Here is an 18,170-nt window from a genome sequence, read left to right on the forward strand (position 1 = left end):
GTTAATCCGGCAGCTGGTCACGCTCTTTTTATTCTGTAAAATCTTTCGGAATGATGATTCGAGTTTTTTTGGTTAAAGCAAATAAAAAAGCAGCCAAAAAATGACTGCTTTCATATTGTAGCCTCTCAGTAAGAAGCTTTTTAAGTTCTTTAAAATAGTAATTCTCTATTCTGAATCCTGTATAAAAAAATCATCTGCACCGTCTGCAATCGGAATATATAATCTTTCCCATTCCTGACCATTTACAATTTCCCAGGAATGTCCCTCTCCTTCAACATCCTCCGCTAAAAGAATAATTCCCGGTTCAATTTGAAATGTAGAGCCATCGCTTACCTTAAACAGGATACTTCCTTTTAATGTCACCACATATTGTCTTCGAGGTGCAGCATGCTTCTTTTTCTCCCATTCTTCAGTGACCGTACTAGCCCAAAAAGTGGTTGTGTTCATAGGCTTCAAAGTTGGGATTTTCCCCGTTTCGAAGGTACTTGTCCCATCAGGATGACTGAACAATCTTATGGCAGAAATAAACGCACTCGTACTTTTCAAACTGATACTATCTTTTTATACAATGCTGAATCAAAACTAAGATCTTAACCATTCAGAGGAGGAGAGATACTTCTGATCGGGATAATAAATGAAAAGGCAGTTTCGTCCTTTTATGGTATTAATGATGGGTTGTGTCAATGCTCTCGGGACAGCGGGACATCCCCAGCTTCTTCCGATTCTTTTATGCACTGATGCAAATTCATCGCTTACATAATCGGCTCCGTGCATCACGATCGCTCTTCTGTACGCTGCATCATTAAAACCTTTGTCCATTCCTAACAATTTCAAAGAATATCCGTTGTCTCCCTGGTAAGTGGCATCCGTGATATAAAATCCCAGACTGCTCTGCAGCGAACTTTCCGTATTAGAAAAATTCGCAGCAAATTCTTCGCCTGTATTTTTTCCGTGTGCTACCAGTGAATTGAACAGTACCTTTTTCTCATTCGTATCAATCACCCAAAGTCTTTTGGTGTTTGAAGACATAGAAAAATCGCAAATAGTCAATAAGTGCGAGTCCTGATTCAGCAATCCTGCTTTTTTTAAATTTTCAAATCCTGTTAATGCTTTTGAGAAAACCTCATAATTTAATTCATGCTCAGGATCAAATGGAATTGATTTGTACAATTCTTCTGATGAAGATGCTTTAGCGGCAGTCTTCTCAGATTTCGTGTCAGCTACTTTTTCAATTTTTGCTGTATTTACATTCCCAGTCTTTACTGCCTTACCCGGCGAAAGATAGAATGAAGTCGTGACCATATACACCAGGCCTAATACACTATAAATTCCTCTCATTCAATAATATTAAATTCCAAATTAGTGAGGCAAAATTATAAAAACATAACTGTCAGACAGTTATAACTCTACAAAGTTTAACGCTATTTAAGAAACTTTAACGTCTTGATTACGTGAATTAAAGAGGTTTATTTTTCTGAATCTCCAACAAATTCCAGGCTCACAGAATTCATACAATACCGCAATCCTGTTGGCTTTGGACCGTCATCAAAGACGTGTCCCAGATGAGAATCGCATCTTTTGCAGAGCACTTCCACCCTTTCCATTCCATAGGCAGTATCTCTTTTGTAATAGACTCCTTCTTTATCGGCTTCAAAAAAACTTGGCCATCCGCAACTGCTGGAGAATTTTGAAGTGGACCGAAATAAATGATTGCCACAAACCGCACAATAATAGTCTCCGATTTCATCGAATTCGTTATACTTTCCTGTAAACGCTCTTTCCGTAGCAGCTTCTCTGGATATAGCATATAAGTCGGGCGCCAGAATTTTTTTCCACTCCTCATTGGAAATATCAAGTTTTGTCGTGTCGGTTCTGGAGTAGTATGGATTGTTTTTTGCTTCTTTATCTTCCATAGGATGAATTTTAAATATTTTTGAGATTAAGCTTAAAAAATTAAACCACAAAAGTCATAAAAGCTTTTTGAAACTTTAAAACGCTTAGTTTAAAAAGCTTACTACTTTGAACTTTTTTATAGTAAAATATTAATTTTCAATAGTTTAAGAATTTAAGACTTTTATGAGTTTTGTGGTTGGATATTAAATATCAGACTTCACAACCAAATTTACTAAATTTGAGAATATGAATGATGAAGCAAAAAGAAAACAACTGAGAAAATATAAAGCATTTGCCACCGGATTATTTGTTCTGATGGCTATCATCTTTATAGCCACAACCCTACTTCAGAAGTCTAACCATTCCCACTGGGTAGGCTACGTACGTGCGTTTTCCGAGGCAGCCATGGTTGGAGCTTTGGCAGACTGGTTTGCGGTGACGGCCTTATTCCGGCATCCGCTTGGACTTCCAATTCCCCACACCAACCTGATTGAAAACAGCAAACAAAGGCTGGGAGACAATCTTGGCAGTTTTGTGGTCAGTAATTTTCTTTCTCCGCAGAACATACGTCCCTACATTCAAAAGATTAAAATTTCAAACTTCGTTGGAGAATGGCTCTCCAAGGAAAAGAGTCAGGACATTCTGATCAGAAACCTGTCAGACATTGTTCTGGACATTCTTAATAAACTTGATGATACTTCTGTAAGCCAGTTTATCAGCAAAAAAGTGTCTGAAATGACAGATGACATCAAGCTTAATAAAGTGGTAGGAAACGGCATCAATTATATTTTGGAAAAGAATGATCATCAGAGAATTGTTACCAATCTTTCCAAACAGATCAAAGACTATATCATCGAAAATGATGATATGATCAAAGAGCGGGTCGAAAAAGGCAGTTATTCTTTTATCCCGTCTTTCGTTGACAATAAGATTGCCACTAAAATTGCCAGCGGACTGGCCGACTTTTTTAAAGAAATCGAGGAAGATCCGCAACATGAAATCCGAAATCTTATTACCCAGAAGATTTATGAATTTTCGACCGATCTGAAAGAAGATCCTAAATGGGATGATGAATTTAAAACCATCAAAAACGGCCTTCTTAAAAATGATAAACTGGACGAATATTCAAGTGACATCTGGATTTCTATCAAGAAAACATTGATGAAAGAACTTCAGGATGACCAATCTGCTTTAAAAGGTTATCTCACGAAAAATCTGAATGAATTTTCCCAAAATCTAAAAACAGACGAAAATCTCCAGAATAAGATCGATCACTGGGTAAGAGTGACCGCTTATAAGTACATTCTCAAAAATACCCATCAGTTTGGAAACCTCATCAGCTCTACCGTTGGAAACTGGCAGGGCAAAGAGCTGAGCGAAAAAATGGAACTGGAAGTAGGAAAAGATCTTCAGTTTATCCGGGTGAACGGAACACTCGTAGGAGGACTGGTAGGGTTAATTATCTACACCATTGCCACTTTCTTTCTCTAAAAACTATTCACCACCAACCATGAAAAAACTATTCATCACATTATTTCTTCCCCTGTTTATGCTCTGTTGCTGCCAGAAAGTAGAATTAAAAACAGTAACAGATTCTTCTCAGATTTTTAAAGGTGAAATTGCGGGAATGCCTGTCACCATGCAACTCTGTTATTCAGGAATTGCAGACTGTAGCTTGTATCAGTACTTTGTAGACGGTTGGTATTATTACGATAAATACCAGAAGAAAATACCTCTGACCGGTATTTATGATTACGGAAAATTAACTTTATATCATTTTGGAAATCAACAGAAACAAAACGCTAAACTGTTGAAAGATCGGATTACTTCGCCACAGCAGGTGGAAAAAACTGCTGAAATTGCAGAAAAATTGACACCCAAAGAATATATTATTTTTGAACCGGGGAATCTCAAAGGAAATTCTATTGAAGGAAATTTCTACTTAAATAAAAAAGTGCAATCTGCCCATCTGTTTACCGGCAATGACATGATTTACCGTTTTAATAATTATCTTACCTTACCCAATAACAAGAACATCAATACTTTTGATTTCATCAACAAACATGGAGGAAACCAATTGATTTCTTACGCTTCAGGAGAAAACGGGAATCGCATTTTATTATATTTTGAACATTCTTCCAACTTTAATGCCTGTGGAAGATGCGGTGCCAGTGAAGGCGAGAAAGGCTATAGAATTTTATATTTTACCAAAGACTGGAATTATAAAAATTACGAAGAATTTCTCACTGAAAGTTGTCTTGAAAACATTTACAACACGGTAGAGTCGAAATCTAAAGACCGAAAAACACTACAATTTAGAGTTAGTAAAACAGCCTCTTTCCCCGCTTATATCTTTACAGTTGATATTAAAAATGCAACGATTTTGAAGTCCAAATAATTAAAGTTTTTTCGAAAATAAAAGTTCACCAAGTATTGATATTTAAATATTATTTATATTTGTCTTTTACTATATTGGTAAAAATTTTAAGAATATGAAAAAAACATTAAGATTAAAAGGAGGTATCCCTTTATCAAGAAAGGATTTAAAAAACATTACAGGAGGATTAATTGATTTTGTCAACTATGACCCTAGCAATGAATGTCAAAATGCAACAGAAATTGTACCTATCGGTTGTCCTTGTAATTCAAAGAGTTACTGCTCTAGAAGATTTGGACCCGGAGCTATTGGTAATCAGGGAGGACCTTCTACAATAGAAGGCGCATGTATCGGAGGTGTATGTGCAGGATCAACTGGTGTATAATTTCAAAATGAATTGACACTTAAAAAAACGCTGTAGTTTTAAAAAATTACAGCGTTTTTTTTAATATACCTTTATCGTTATTATTTTGTAAGATGATAAATAAACTGAGAATCTTTATCTAGGCAATCTTCCGGCTCTCGTTAATAATTCCTTATTGATCTCATTGATCAGTTCCGGGCCTTCATAGATAAATCCGGTATAAAGCTGTACCAGGGTTGCTCCTGCATCCAGTTTCTCAATAGCATCTTTAGCGCTATGGATTCCCCCCACTCCGATGATCGGGAAAGCTCTGTTGCTTTTATCAGAAAGGTATCGGATCATTTTTGTACTTCTTTCACGGATTGGTTTTCCACTCAACCCTCCATTTCCTATCTGTTGTAAAACTTCAGGAGAGGTTTTAAGACCTTCCCGGTTCACAGAGGTATTGGAAACAATCACTCCATCTATTTTCGTTTCTGCAATCAGTTCAACAATTTCATCCAACTGAGCGTTGTTAAGATCCGGAGCAATTTTCAGTAATATGGGTTTCTGTACAGATTTTGACTGGTTAATTTTCTTTACTTCTGTAATCAGCTCACGCAGATACTCTACATCTTGCAATTTGGCGTGGCTCCCTACATTCGGACAGCTTACATTCAGTACAAAGTAATCTACATGAGGATGAAGACCTTCAAAACAATCCAGATAATCCTGGGTATAGTTTTCCGGGCTTGTATCGGTATTTTTCCCGATGTTGCCACCGATGATTATTTTTCCTTTATTTCCTTTGAGTTTTTCTATAGCAGCCTGAAGACCATCATTATTGAAACCCATCCTGTTGATGATTCCTCCATCTTCAATTAAACGGAAGAGTCTTTTCTTAGGATTTCCAACTTGTGCTTTTGGAGTTACAGTTCCAATTTCTACAAAGCCGAAACCAAGATCCCCCAACTCGTTGAACAAGACTGCATTTTTATCAAAACCGGCAGCCAACCCTACAGGATTTTTAAATTTCAATCCGAAAACTTCTCTTTCCAGACGTTTATCTACAATGGGCTTAGGGAAAAATAATTGAGTAAGAAATCCAAAATTCTTTAGCACCGAAAAAGTAAAGTGATGAACATCTTCGGGATCAAATTTGAAAAGAATAGGTCTGATGATACTTTTGTACATTGAAAAAAAGTTTTACAAAAATACTCATTTTAAAATAAATGAAATCTTGATGTAAGATAGTTTTAAACACAAATTGCACTAATGTTTTTCACGAATAACACAAACTGCTAATCTGTAAGTGTTTTTCACGCAAAGTTTCATACTATATCTCCTAGCTTCAAGGTGAGCAAAGAGGCATGGCTACGCCACTGAATAAGCGAAAGCTTTATCCACAAGCTTCATCGAATCAATTAAAAATTGATTCTTTCGTTTGCTTTCCTAAAATAAACGCAACATCATAGAAATCTTTGCGTAAAATTATTACAAATAGGAACTCAAGTCAAAATTCAAAATAGCTCCTACTCTTTTAAATTCATCATCTATAGTAGCATTTACCGTAATTCTTTCGTTAGAAATAGGATGATTAAAAATCAATTGATGTGCGTGGAGCGTCATTTTGTTGATGCCAAATGTTTGAAGCCACAACTTATTTTGCTTATTACAGCCGTGTTTTCTGCACCCTAAAATAGGATGCAGAATATGTTTGAAATGTTTTCTCAACTGATGAAATCTTCCCGTTTCAGGAATGGCTTCCACTAAGCAATATCTCGAAGTCTGATGTTTTAAAAAAGGTAAATCTATTTCCGAAGTCTGCAAACGACGATAGTAAGTAACAGCATTTTGTCTGACTTCATTTTCATTAATCAAATCATAATCGATGGTTTCTTCTTCTTTCGTCCAGCCTCGTAGAATAGCTATGTATTTCTTTTCGACTTCTCGTGATGCAAACTGATCACTCATGATTCTCAAGGTTTCTTTATCTAAAGTAAACAGCAAAACACCCGAAGTTTTCCGGTCTAACCGATGTACAGGAAACACTTTTTGCCCAATTTGGTTTCTTAATTCCTGGATAGCATAAGTATCTGCTTCTCCTGCATAAAAAGATTTATGGACCAGTAATCCGCTGGGTTTGTTGATGACAATAAGGTGCTCATCACGATAAAGAATTTCTAACATGGGACAAAAGTAGAAATTTCCGGATGATTTAGCCCTGATTGAACGGCATGTTTGAGCTCATTTTATTGTATTATGCGCGGCGGCTCCGCCGCCGCGCATAATACAATAAAATAGCGAGTAGAGAAAGCAGGTTCCCGGCTCCTGAAATAGTACAATGTTTTGCGGTTATTTGTTTTATTTTTCTATTTTCGCGGAAAAATTACCTTATGAAATTATTATTTTCGGCTTTATTCATGGCATTTTTCTTTATTTCGACCGCTGCACAGGTTTCAGATTCTCTTAAACTTGGGAAGAATAACCGTGAATTTTTCATCAAAGGAGATCAGAAATTCAAGTTCTCGGAATACAAAAAGGTATTCACCAATCCTGAAGCTTTAGGCTATATGAAAAAAGCGAATACCAACGGTACGGTAGCACAAATTTTTGGAGCTATAGGCGGAAGTTTTGTAGGTTTCGGACTGGGTAGAGAGATATTCCGAACGAAAACAACCTATCAAAATGGGGTTGCTTACAAGAAAAAAGATAAAGGTGGCTGGGGATTGGTAGGAATCGGTCTGGGAGCTATAGGAATCGGAATTCCTTTTGCTATAAGTTCAGGAAAAAATATGAAGAAGGCCATCAATACACAAAACCAAGCTGGCGGTACAGACGAAACCAAAACAACTTCGTACCAACTTGACCTTAGCGGAAACAGCATTGGTCTTACTTATAGTTTCTAAAATCCCTGGAATCTATTCAATCAGCGAAAGTATTTAACGTAACATCTATCATTTAAACTTAAATTTTAAGGTGGCTAAAAGGAATCAACAAGTTGAACTTTGAGTAATATTTCTTGGATGAACCCCTATTTTTCTGTTAATACACTCTTTTTTTATTGAATTTCATGAATTTGGAATCCAAATTCATATTTTTGCACATCAGACGTAAAAAAATTATGGCAAAGCAAGAAGATGTTTTCAAGAAAGTGATTTCTCACGCTAAAGAATATGGTTTTATTTTCCCTTCCAGTGAGATCTATGACGGTTTATCCGCTGTTTATGATTATGGACAGAATGGTGCCGAATTAAAAAACAATATCAAACAGTATTGGTGGAAAGCGATGGTACAGCTTAACGAAAATATTGTGGGTATTGATTCCGCGATCCTTATGCACCCTACCACATGGAAGGCATCAGGCCACGTAGACGCTTTCAACGATCCATTAATTGACAATAAAGATTCTAAGAAACGTTTCAGAGCAGACGTTTTAGTGGAAGATTACTGTTTGAAAATTGAAGAGAAAGAAAATAAAGAAATTGAAAAGGCAGCGAAAAGATTCGGTGATTCTTTTGACAAGGCTCAGTTTGTAGCAACGAATCCAAAAATTCTGGAATACCGTGCGAAAAGAGAAGCTATTCTTTCAAGATTGGCAAAATCTCTGGAAAATGAAGATCTTGCTGATGTAAAAGCATTAATTGAAGAATTAGAAATTGCTGATCCTGATACGGGTTCTAAGAACTGGACGGAGGTAAGACAATTCAACCTGATGTTCGGAACTAAACTTGGAGCTTCAGCAGACAGCGCGATGGATCTTTATTTGAGACCGGAAACAGCTCAGGGTATCTTCGTTAATTTCCTGAATGTACAGAAGACATCACGTCACAGACTTCCTTTCGGTATCGCACAGATCGGTAAGGCATTCCGAAATGAAATTGTTGCAAGACAGTTTATTTTCAGAATGCGTGAATTTGAGCAAATGGAAATGCAGTTTTTTGTAGCTCCGGGAACTGAACTTGAATTCTACGAACAGTGGAAAACAAAACGTCTGAACTGGCATCTGGCTTTAGGTTTAGGGAATGACAACTACAGATTCCATGATCATGAGAAATTGGCGCACTACGCGAATGCAGCGGCTGATATTGAATTTAACTTCCCATTCGGTTTCAAAGAGCTGGAAGGAATTCACTCGAGAACGGATTTCGATTTAAAAGCTCATGAAAAGCATTCAGGAAGAAAACTTCAGTTTTTCGATCCTGAAAGAAATGAAAACTATGTTCCGTATGTAGTGGAAACATCTGTAGGTTTAGACAGATTGTTCCTTTCGATCTTCTCACACTGTCTTAAAGATGAAGTCCTGGAAGATGGTTCCGAAAGAACCGTTCTATCTTTACCACCGGCATTGGCACCAGTAAAAGCAGCTATTCTTCCGTTAATGAAAAAAGATGGTCTTGCTGAGTATGCTGAAAACATCTTCAATGATCTGAAATATGACTTCAACTTATTCTATGAGGAAAAAGATGCGATCGGAAAACGTTACAGAAGACAGGATGCCATCGGTACTCCTTACTGTATCACCATCGACCACGATTCTCTAACAGATCATACGGTAACGATAAGAGACAGAGATACGATGCAGCAGGAAAGAGTTCCTGTTTCTGAATTAAGAAGAATCATCGACGAGAAAACGAACTTCAGAAATCTACTTTCTAAACTATAGATTAAAGCCCCAGATCATGGGGCTTTTTTATTGCTGTTTATTAGCCTAAATAGCAAAACTAAACGCTCGATGATTCTGCGGAAAAGACGATTGATTATAATCTTATCATTCTTCGAGACCTATAAAGCTTTTCATATTTAGAAGAACTCAGCATCGTATCGTTTCTTCATCAGTAAAATTTTCAAGTTCTCCGTTTTATTTAGAATATTAATAAAGAAAACGAAACTTTTCGTACGTATTCCTTAATTTACTATTTTTGGCAAAATTAATAATGATGAAAAAAATATATTTTCTGCTCTTCGGATTGTTCCAAACTTTATCTTATTCCCAGACCCAAGACCTTACAGCACTTGCCGCCGGCGACCATGTGGGAATGAATGCCCTGTTTGACGATAAAGACAACCTTTACGGCTATGTCTCTCTTTATTCTTACGGAAAAACAGGCGACAAGACCAAAAAATTCGAATATGTTATCCTGGATAAGAACCTTAACCCTGTTGCCAACAAAGAGTTTGAAGGAGATATTACAGCCGCTTCTTACCGTGGGTATGTTGACTTTAAGGGGCAGATCATCTTAAGACCTTCGATGATGGATTATTCTCTGGTCAAAACAAGAGAAATCTTTACGCCGGTGTCTATGGTGATTGATCCGAAAACCAATACCATCAAAAGAAAAGTATATTACGATTATCTTGAGGACGGAACCTTCAAGGAGATCAACGAGCCTAAAAACTGGAAAGCACAGCGTAAAGAAAACCGCGAAGAAAAAAAGGAAAAGGGGTACAACTATGTTTCGGCTGTAGGAGAAGTAAAGGAAGGGGGCTATTTTGCTGTGGAATATAAAGACTACGGAAAATATGTGAATAATAACAGTCTCATTAAATTTGATGATCAAAAAAAGGAGCTTTGGCGCTATAAATACAATACTGACGGTTCCAAAAAAGTTTTCTCCACCCTTTCTGTTCTGGAAAAAGACGAGAAATACATGTACTGCATCATGAAAAAGGCAGATGACGATAAAAAATCTTTCAGCCTGGTCGTGATTGATATGAAGACCGGAAAAGAAGTCGCCAATAAGCCAATCACAGGGCTATCTGATACAACTATTGACCTCATCGACAGTTTTTCTTCAGGCTATGACAGCAGCATTGACAATGATAAAACATTTGATGATAAAATTGTTCTGCTGGGACGAAATTTTGCCAAGTATGATTTTGTAGGCTATGCTAGAATGATGGTGAACAAATCTGACTTTACAGTAGATACCAAAGAAATTAATTTCAAACCGGATTTCGCCTCCTTTCTGCCAAAGATCAATGCCAATGGTATGGTAGAAAGCGGTTATATGCTTCAGACCAAAGATATGTACTTTATGAATGACGGAAGTGTGGGAATTCTTTCTGAAAAGTATAAACCAGCCGGTCAGTACAATGCTCCAAAAACCACTGACCTTGTGTATGTGTATACAGATAAAGATTTCAAGATCAAAAATATTAAGGTTTTCGAAAAAGAAAAAACAAAATGGGTCAACAGTGATTATCTTTTCTCTCAATACCTCAACGGTGGAAAAGATGTTGTTTTCTTCTACCGCGACTATCAGAAAGATGAAGTGACCAGGCAGAAAAAATGGAATCTTTTCATCAATACAGTTATTGACGGTAAATTCAAACAAGAAATCATTCCTATCTCTGAAAAAGATAATTATGCCGTAACGCCATACGTTGGAAAAGAAGGGTATATTCTTCTCCGTGAGTACAACGAAAAAGAAAAATTCAATAAAATCCGTTTAGAAAAACTGAACTATTAAGAAGAACAAGAAGAATCCTGATGTATCAGGATTCTTTTATTTGGTAGCTGCTCTGATAAAAGTCTGCGATATTTTTGATGTCATCCAGGCTCAGATTCCACATAAAATTCAGGAACTGCTGGTAGCTTTCACTTTGATTTTTAGGCTCTATCCTATCGAGATAGCGGTTCAGGTTGTAATTTTTACGGGCTTCATATATTTTCGTAAAGCATTTACCAAGCCAGCCTTTATAATACTTGTCTTCTTCCCCATCCTGCAGAAACTGCATTGATGCATAAATGCCCAGTCCATAATCTTCGGAATGAAAATAATTGGGAAGAATCTCCATTCTGGCCATTTTCTTTAAGCTTGTAAACGTCTCAGATGGTTTTTCAGACTCCACCGAAGTTTTAAGTTCCGGAAATGTTTTTTTCAGTTTTTCAATTCTCCTGGACATTTCGGGATGTGAGGCAAGGGAATCTTTATCCAGCTTTTCTTTATAAAAATTATAATTATACAGCGAAAAATCTTCCTTTTTCATCCACTTTTCATTAAAAGCCTGTTTGGGAAGGTCAAAAAGCTTTTTATATGTTTCTATCTTCAGTTGGCGGGGCGAGATCGTATCAAAATCCTGCAATCTCTGAAGTGCATTCACGTATTCATTTTTGTTGAAATCACTATTCTTGAAGAGGACATAGCCCAGTGAATCGGCCTGCATTTCCTGCTGCCTTCTTTCCACTCCTTTTTTATAAACGCGGTTTTTAAGGATGTCGAAAGCTTTCTTATTTTGAGCCTGGCTGCGGTTTGCCGTAGTTTCCTTCAGATTCTGTACGGCAATTTTATCCAGCTGATTCTGTTCGATAATGCTTAAAAAGGTTTTAAGGGAATGTTCATCAATTTTATGTCCCAATTCGTGAGTGATCACAGCCGCAATCTGATCTTCACTGTTAAACCAGTTGTATAAGCCCATATTGATCACAAAAGTCCCGTCAGCAAGGCAGTAGGCGTTGGGCGTATTATCTCTTGCCACTAAAATTTTCAGGTCCTGAGGAATCCTGGGATTGTTTTTTCTAAGACGCTGGATCAGGGTTTCTATTTCAGTTTCAAATTCGGATTTAAAAATAAAATCTTTATTTTTTACCTGCTTTTCAAAATCGTTTCCGAATTCCTTATAGATTTTGGACAGTTCTGAGCCTGTCTTTCCGGAATACTGTGATCTTATTTTTTTAATAAAACCTTCGTTGTTTCCGGCAAAATTTTTTAAAAATTCTTTTCTCTGCAAATAATCTGCAGTGTCAATCATTTTATAGGTCTGAGCATTTCCCATCACTATAAAAATGAAAAACACAAATACAATGAGTTTTCTGGTCATATTTTTCATCAATAATCGCAAAAATAGTTTATTTACCCTTCCATTCTTATTTTCTTACCGAAATTATTTTAAATTTGTTTGAGACTGATACTCATCATCATATGAAGGCATTAAAATATGTAATAGGCGGAGCAGCGGTGGGCGTAGCTGCGGTTTATCTTTTGGGATACGATTATTTATTCAGCGGAATTTCCAAAACGTATCTCAAGGGAAAATCAAGCGCATATATCGACGACGGGAAGCTCTTCCCAGGAAACCTCATCGCTACCGAAGAGCCTGAACTGTGGACGGAAGATCCCGACTACAATAAGAAGGAACTGCCTGAACATGTGATTGAAGACTTAAAACAATCCAAAACAGCAGCGTTTGTTGTCATAAAAAATGGGAAAATTCTGCATGAACAGTATTGGGATGGCTATAATCAGCTTTCGCAAACCAATTCTTTTTCCATGGCTAAAGCTGTAACCGTAATGCTGTTGGGGAAAGCTCTGGAAGAAGGAATCATTAACACTATTGATGAAAAACTCTCCGACTTCTATCCTGAATTCAAAGAAAAACAATTCGGGAATGCGGTGACGCTTAAAAATTTAGCCCAAATGGAAGCCGGACTGGACTGGGATGAAGATTACAATAATCCTTTTCTTCCCAATGCAAAAGCCTATTACGGAAGGAATCTTGTAAAAGCTGTATTCTCAAGAAGATTTAAAGAAGAACCCGGTACGCGGTATGAATATCAGAGCGGATCTACACAGCTGCTCGGATTTGCTCTAAAAAAAGCATTAAACCAAACATTAGCAAGCTATCTATCTGAAAAATTCTGGATTCCGATGGGCATGGAACAGAATGCGTCATGGAGCACAGACAACCACGGGATGGAGAAAACCTATTGCTGTATCCACTCCAATGCGAGAGATTACGCGAAACTGGGACAGCTGTTTTTAGATGATGGAAAAGTGGGAGAACAACAGATCCTGAATACCGGGTTTATTGAGCAGATGAGAACGCCTACTGAAAAATCTGAAGAAATCTATGGAATGGGCCTTTGGATCAATCATGACAATCCTATTCAACATTATTATTTCCTGGGATTGCAGGGACAGTATATCATTATGATTCCTGAGCATAATATGGTGATTGTAAGAACAGGGAGCTACAGTAATAATCCTAAAAATGACAGAGGAAGACCGGATCAGGTGAAATTCCTTGTTAATGAATCCGTTCAATTATTCCAGTAATTATATGGCAAAATCCCGTGATTTTTCCAAAACTTTTTTACACTATATCAGGCAAATGGTTCGCAAACTCTGTACGCATGCTGAAAATTGTTTTGTTGAAGCACCCTTAACTACTATAAAAATTCGACATTTAATAAATTTTGAGGGTCTCCATAAAAAGGACATATTTTAACCATTAAAACATGTCTAAAAGTATTTTTATATTCATATTAATCAGATCATTTTTAGTCGTTCTTCCTCCAGATCGATTTGATATAACTGCTGGCGAATCACGTCTTCATTAATGGTAACATCTTTATTCAGTTCTGAAAGATATTGTCTCTGGACTTCCAGCATTTCAACAAAAATGATTTTATTTTTTTCATTCATCCAGCCGTCTTCATTGGCTTTTGTTTTTTCCTCCCAATGTTTCAGCATTCTTTCTATTCCCGCATGACCCTGAAGTTCGTTTTCATGCTTTGCTTTAAGGAATTGGTAAACATGCTGTTTCAGTTCGTTTTTTATTTTCAGCCTTGTCGCCTCTTCTTTCTCTTCATTCATAAAATCCTGAAAGGCATGTCCTTTATTGATGATATAAGGCAGCGTAAGTCCCTGAACCAGTAACGTAAGCAGAATGACCACAAATGTGATGAACAGGATCAGATTTCTGTTTGGAAAAGGCAATCCATTTTGAAGCGTAATAGGAATAGCCAGCGCTGCAGCCAATGATACCACACCACGCATTCCTGTCCAACCCAGAAAAAGGGGCATCAGCAGGCTTCTTCTTCTGGTAGACGCTCTGGGAGCTACACTTGGCCGAAAGATGTAAGTAGCCAGCATCGCAGCATATGAACTTATGATCCTTGCTAATATAAGAACAATGGTGACGAGTATTCCATACTTAATCGCTGTAGCTAATGGAATTCCTTCAGAACGAAGTCCACCCACAATTTCAGGAAGTTCAAGTCCGATCAGTAAGAAGACAATCCCGTTCAGAATAAATACGAAACTTTCCCACACACTGTGCCCTTTTATTCTGCTCGCACTATTGAGAAAAATCAAACGTCTCGTTGACATGAACAGACCTCCGCATACTACAGCAAGTACTCCGGAACTGTGAAACTGTTCTGCAACCCAATACATGATGTAGGGTTCTATCAGGGTAAGCGCGATATCCGATGAGGCATCTGTAGGCAAACGCTTGTGGGCCTGCACAAATATCCACCCCAGCAGCAGACCTATTCCCGCACCTCCGATAACCATCCACAAAAAGCTCAGGGAAGCTTCCTGCCATACAAATTGTCCTGTCCCTACAGCTATGAGTGCGAAACGAAAAATAATAAGGGAGGAGGCATCATTTAATAAACTTTCTCCTTCCAGAATAGCAGAAGTCGTTTTGGGAATCTTTACAAATTTCATGATAGCCCCTGTGCTCACGGCATCCGGCGGAGAGACAATCCCTCCCAGCAAAAAACCTAAAGCTATTGTAAATCCCGGGATAAAATAATTAGCAGCAACAGCCACTGACAGCGCTGTAAAAAAGACAACCAAAAAAGCAAAACTGCCTATAATACGCCACCATCTTCTCATCTCCTTGAAAGAAATGGCCCATGAAGCTTCAAAAAGCAGGGGTGGTAAAAATATAAAGAAAATAAGATCGGGATCAACTTTTACAACGGGAAGTCCCGGCACAAAACTTACAAGTAAACCAAAAACAACCAATAGAATTGGATAAGCAATTTTCAGCTTGGCAGCCCACATATTCAGCAATACGATAGCCGCTATCATTGCCAGAAAAAAAGGTAAAATAGTATGCATTGAAATGTTGTGTTTTTTATCAGTTTCTCATTTAATTTTTCAATCTTAATGAGCAGGTTTTTTACAAATATACAGTCAATTGTCTTTTCTTGTATTAATTTTTCTGATCCTATATAAACTTAACTTGAAATAGTCACAAAATAATTTGCATTCATAAATAGGATTATTTACCGCCTGGTACATCATACAATCCATCTTATTTCATCCTATGACTAAACAATTCTATTCAATAGGAAAACTGCAATACATTCGCTAAAAACATTATTTATATTTAAAATTTATATTAAATACGTCAAGTTTCGTCGCCACTAACCTATACTTTTGTGTTATAACAATCAATCATGGATAAAGTAACAATACAAAGAATAGACAAGCTCCATCCTTCTGTGAGAGATGAAGTAAAACAGATTATTAAAGAATGTGATGAAGCGCTTACCGGCAGAGCAAAAATCAGAATTACTCAGGGATTAAGATCTTTTGAAGAGCAGGAAAAATTGTATGCCATCGGAAGAATCACTTCCGGAAAAAAAGTCACTAATGCTAAGGCTGGGCAAAGTATTCATAATTACGGTCTTGCGGTTGATATCTGCCTGATGATCGATGGAAAGACGGCAAGTTGGGATACGGTAAAAGACTGGGATAATGATAAAGTAGCGGATTGGTATGAATGTGTCAAGATTTTCGCAAGACACGGCTGGGATTGGGGCGGAAACTGGAAGACTTTCAAAGATCTTCCTCACTTTGAAAAAAAGAATGTTCAGACTAAAAACGGTTTGGTGAAAACGAGTTGGCGAACGTTGTCCAAGATGCCCAGGGATAAGCAGAATTATATTCTATTTTAATTCCCTTCTATTTGAAAATAATTATAATACGACGAGTTCTGTCGCTTCCCAGTCCTACCTTTGTTTTATAAGAAAAATGTTAGTTAACTGAGATCTCAATACTAAAACCAGCATCCGTATTCAAGGCGGAACGTTGGTTTTAGTTGTCTCAGGACCACAGCTTTTCTTTTAAAAACCAACAAAACATCACATGAAAAAGACAACCATTCTTTCTTTGGACGGGGGCGGAATAAGAGGTATTATCACCTGCATTATTCTCCGCTACATAGAGGAACAGCTTCAGTATCATGATAATCCGGGCGCTAAACTCGGTGATTATTTTGATATGGTAGCCGGAAGCAGTACAGGAGGACTGATCGCTTCCATTATTCTATGTCCCGATGAACACCGAAAAGCTAAATATTCTATCCAGAAAGGATTAGAATTATATGCTGAGAGGGGCGGCGACATCTTCCAAGTTTCTTTCTGGGAAAAGCTGGTCAATCCGTTTGGCCTGCTGAATGAAAAAATTCCTCAGGAATCACTTGAAAAAAATTTGAATGACTTTTTTGGACACTTAGAACTTAAAGAATTTATAAAACCATGTTTAATTACCAGTTATGATATTGAAAACAGAAAAGCCAAGCTTTTTAATTCCTGGGAGGCGAATCTGAGCACCGACAATTTTTATGTCAAAGATATTTGCAGAGCAACATCCGCAGCACCTACCTATTTTAGTCCGGTACAGATCAAATCGATGTACGGACAGATTTTCAGCCTGATCGATGGGGGTATGTTTGCCAATAACCCAACGCTTTGTGCTTACGCAGAAGCAAGAAAAATTCCATTTGCAGAAGTATTGAAAAATCACCAGAAAGCCAATCATCCCGGCGTGAATGATATGATCATCGTTTCTATCGGAACGGGTATTGAGGCCAGACCTTATTCTTTTAAAAAACTTCAAAAATCAGGAAAAATAGGCTGGGTAAATCCTATTATTGATATTCTGATGTCTGCCAATGCAGAAACCGTAGATTATCAGTTGGGCCAGATGTTTCAAACTTTAGGTCAGCGAAATCAGAAAAATTATTACCGTCTGAATCCATCGCTAAAAAATGCATCTCCCGGTATGGACAATGTCAGAAGATCAAATATTGAAAATCTGATCCAGGCAGGATTGAGTTATATTGATGATCACAGGGAAACGCTGAACCAGATTGTACAGAAACTGATCAGAAATAAAATATAAGCTTTTTACCTTATAAACACACAATATAAGCTTAAAAGATAATATTGAAAAAATAATCAAAAGTTTTTAAAACACGTCAAGTTTTGTCGCCTTCCGTCACTACTTTTGAAGTATAAACAAAGACACAAAAAAACAATCATTAAAATTTTAAAAAGCCTTTGAATTCAACATTTATTAATGCTGGACAGCCAGAAATATGTTTAAAACATAACCCAAATTCTACAACACAAAACATGGAAACACCAGATCACAATCCAGATATCCTTTTCGATGAAGATCTCTATACTATTGAATGGAGCGATATCGAACATGCAGAGATGGACTATGAGAACTATCTCAACGACATTGAAAACTTTTTCAGGGAAGATTTCGAAGATGGTATTCCTGAAGAAAATAGATACTAAATACATTATAACACGACGAGTTCTGACGCTGTCCGGAATTATCTTTGAAATACCAAATCAATACACCCGACATCATCCTATAATTATTCAAAAACACCTTTGAATCCATCATTCACAAAATGCCGGACAGCCAGAACTATGTCTAAAAAGATATAAAAACAACAACATATGAAAATGTAACGGTAGAGCGGAAATAGAGTCTACTACCGCCAAAAAAAGAGACTAAA

17 protein-coding genes are annotated in these 18,170 nt (G+C 37.2%); 10 read left to right on the forward strand and 7 right to left on the reverse strand.

Annotated features, from left to right (window positions below; all coding sequences use genetic code 11):
- Positions 1-165: 165 nt before the first annotated feature.
- The 3 genes from BUC06_RS05190 to msrB form a co-directional block, all read right to left on the reverse strand.
- The gene (locus BUC06_RS05190) at positions 166-546 is read right to left on the reverse strand and encodes a cupin domain-containing protein (protein ID WP_073330629.1); all 381 of its coding nucleotides are present in this window, start codon (positions 544-546) and stop codon (positions 166-168) included.
- Positions 547-582: 36 nt separating this feature from the next.
- Positions 583-1,338 carry a murein L,D-transpeptidase catalytic domain family protein gene (locus tag BUC06_RS05195; RefSeq protein WP_073330632.1) on the reverse strand — a complete coding sequence of 252 codons (756 nt, stop codon included), beginning with the start codon at positions 1,336-1,338 and terminating at the stop codon, positions 583-585.
- A 128-nt stretch (positions 1,339-1,466) separates the two neighbouring features.
- A complete protein-coding gene (gene msrB, locus BUC06_RS05200) occupies positions 1,467-1,913 on the reverse strand; it encodes a peptide-methionine (R)-S-oxide reductase MsrB (RefSeq protein ID WP_139263304.1) in 447 nt (148 codons plus the stop codon).
- Between the two features lie 226 nt (positions 1,914-2,139).
- Between msrB and BUC06_RS05205 the strand changes: the two genes are divergently transcribed.
- From BUC06_RS05205 to BUC06_RS05215, 3 genes are all read left to right on the forward strand, one after another.
- A complete protein-coding gene (locus tag BUC06_RS05205) occupies positions 2,140-3,384 on the forward strand; it encodes a DUF445 domain-containing protein (RefSeq protein WP_073330639.1) in 1,245 nt (414 codons plus the stop codon).
- A gap of 19 nt (positions 3,385-3,403) precedes the next feature.
- Positions 3,404-4,291 carry a hypothetical protein gene (locus BUC06_RS05210; RefSeq protein ID WP_073330642.1) on the forward strand — a complete coding sequence of 296 codons (888 nt, stop codon included), beginning with the start codon at positions 3,404-3,406 and terminating at the stop codon, positions 4,289-4,291.
- A 94-nt stretch (positions 4,292-4,385) separates the two neighbouring features.
- The gene (locus tag BUC06_RS05215) at positions 4,386-4,655 is read left to right on the forward strand and encodes a hypothetical protein (RefSeq protein ID WP_073330645.1); all 270 of its coding nucleotides are present in this window, start codon (positions 4,386-4,388) and stop codon (positions 4,653-4,655) included.
- A 114-nt stretch (positions 4,656-4,769) separates the two neighbouring features.
- On the opposite strand, the gene BUC06_RS05220 is transcribed toward BUC06_RS05215, so the two are convergent.
- Positions 4,770-5,807, reverse strand: coding sequence for a quinone-dependent dihydroorotate dehydrogenase (locus tag BUC06_RS05220; protein ID WP_073330648.1), 1,038 nt, complete (start codon positions 5,805-5,807; stop codon positions 4,770-4,772).
- Between the two features lie 300 nt (positions 5,808-6,107).
- Positions 6,108-6,803 (reverse strand): pseudouridine synthase, encoded by a 696-nt coding sequence (locus BUC06_RS05225; protein WP_073330652.1) that lies wholly within the window; start codon positions 6,801-6,803, stop codon positions 6,108-6,110.
- A gap of 206 nt (positions 6,804-7,009) precedes the next feature.
- Between BUC06_RS05225 and BUC06_RS05230 the strand changes: the two genes are divergently transcribed.
- The 3 genes from BUC06_RS05230 (at position 7,010) to BUC06_RS05240 (ending at position 11,086) form a co-directional block, all read left to right on the forward strand.
- Positions 7,010-7,522: a hypothetical protein gene (locus tag BUC06_RS05230; RefSeq protein WP_073330655.1), complete on the forward strand. Its 513-nt coding sequence runs from the start codon at positions 7,010-7,012 to the stop codon at positions 7,520-7,522.
- A 215-nt stretch (positions 7,523-7,737) separates the two neighbouring features.
- Positions 7,738-9,279, forward strand: coding sequence for a glycine--tRNA ligase (locus BUC06_RS05235; protein WP_073330823.1), 1,542 nt, complete (start codon positions 7,738-7,740; stop codon positions 9,277-9,279).
- Between the two features lie 274 nt (positions 9,280-9,553).
- Entirely contained in the window at positions 9,554-11,086 is a 1,533-nt protein-coding gene (locus tag BUC06_RS05240; RefSeq protein WP_073330826.1) for a hypothetical protein, read from the forward strand.
- Positions 11,087-11,111: 25 nt separating this feature from the next.
- Here BUC06_RS05240 and BUC06_RS05245 read toward each other — a convergent pair whose 3' ends face one another.
- Positions 11,112-12,437, reverse strand: a complete 1,326-nt coding sequence (locus tag BUC06_RS05245; RefSeq protein WP_228423627.1) for a M48 family metallopeptidase — start codon at positions 12,435-12,437, stop codon at positions 11,112-11,114.
- A gap of 101 nt (positions 12,438-12,538) precedes the next feature.
- Between BUC06_RS05245 and BUC06_RS05250 the strand changes: the two genes are divergently transcribed.
- Complete coding sequence (locus BUC06_RS05250) at positions 12,539-13,672, forward strand: serine hydrolase domain-containing protein (RefSeq protein ID WP_073330661.1); 1,134 nt, start codon at positions 12,539-12,541, stop codon at positions 13,670-13,672.
- Positions 13,673-13,885: 213 nt separating this feature from the next.
- Here the strand turns inward: BUC06_RS05250 and BUC06_RS05255 are convergent, their stop codons facing one another.
- Positions 13,886-15,469: a Na+/H+ antiporter gene (locus tag BUC06_RS05255; protein ID WP_073330664.1), complete on the reverse strand. Its 1,584-nt coding sequence runs from the start codon at positions 15,467-15,469 to the stop codon at positions 13,886-13,888.
- Positions 15,470-15,810: 341 nt separating this feature from the next.
- Here BUC06_RS05255 and BUC06_RS05260 point away from each other — a divergent pair, with 341 nt between their 5' ends.
- The 3 genes from BUC06_RS05260 to BUC06_RS23735 all read left to right on the forward strand — a co-directional run bounded on the left by BUC06_RS05260 (position 15,811) and on the right by BUC06_RS23735 (position 17,943).
- Positions 15,811-16,311 (forward strand): M15 family metallopeptidase, encoded by a 501-nt coding sequence (locus tag BUC06_RS05260; RefSeq protein WP_073330667.1) that lies wholly within the window; start codon positions 15,811-15,813, stop codon positions 16,309-16,311.
- A 190-nt stretch (positions 16,312-16,501) separates the two neighbouring features.
- Complete coding sequence (locus BUC06_RS05265) at positions 16,502-17,539, forward strand: patatin-like phospholipase family protein (protein ID WP_073330670.1); 1,038 nt, start codon at positions 16,502-16,504, stop codon at positions 17,537-17,539.
- Positions 17,540-17,772: 233 nt separating this feature from the next.
- The gene (locus BUC06_RS23735) at positions 17,773-17,943 is read left to right on the forward strand and encodes a hypothetical protein (protein ID WP_164466330.1); all 171 of its coding nucleotides are present in this window, start codon (positions 17,773-17,775) and stop codon (positions 17,941-17,943) included.
- Positions 17,944-18,170 lie beyond the last annotated feature (227 nt).

Source organism: Chryseobacterium carnipullorum (genome assembly GCF_900142785.1).
Taxonomy (GTDB): domain Bacteria; phylum Bacteroidota; class Bacteroidia; order Flavobacteriales; family Weeksellaceae; genus Chryseobacterium; species Chryseobacterium carnipullorum.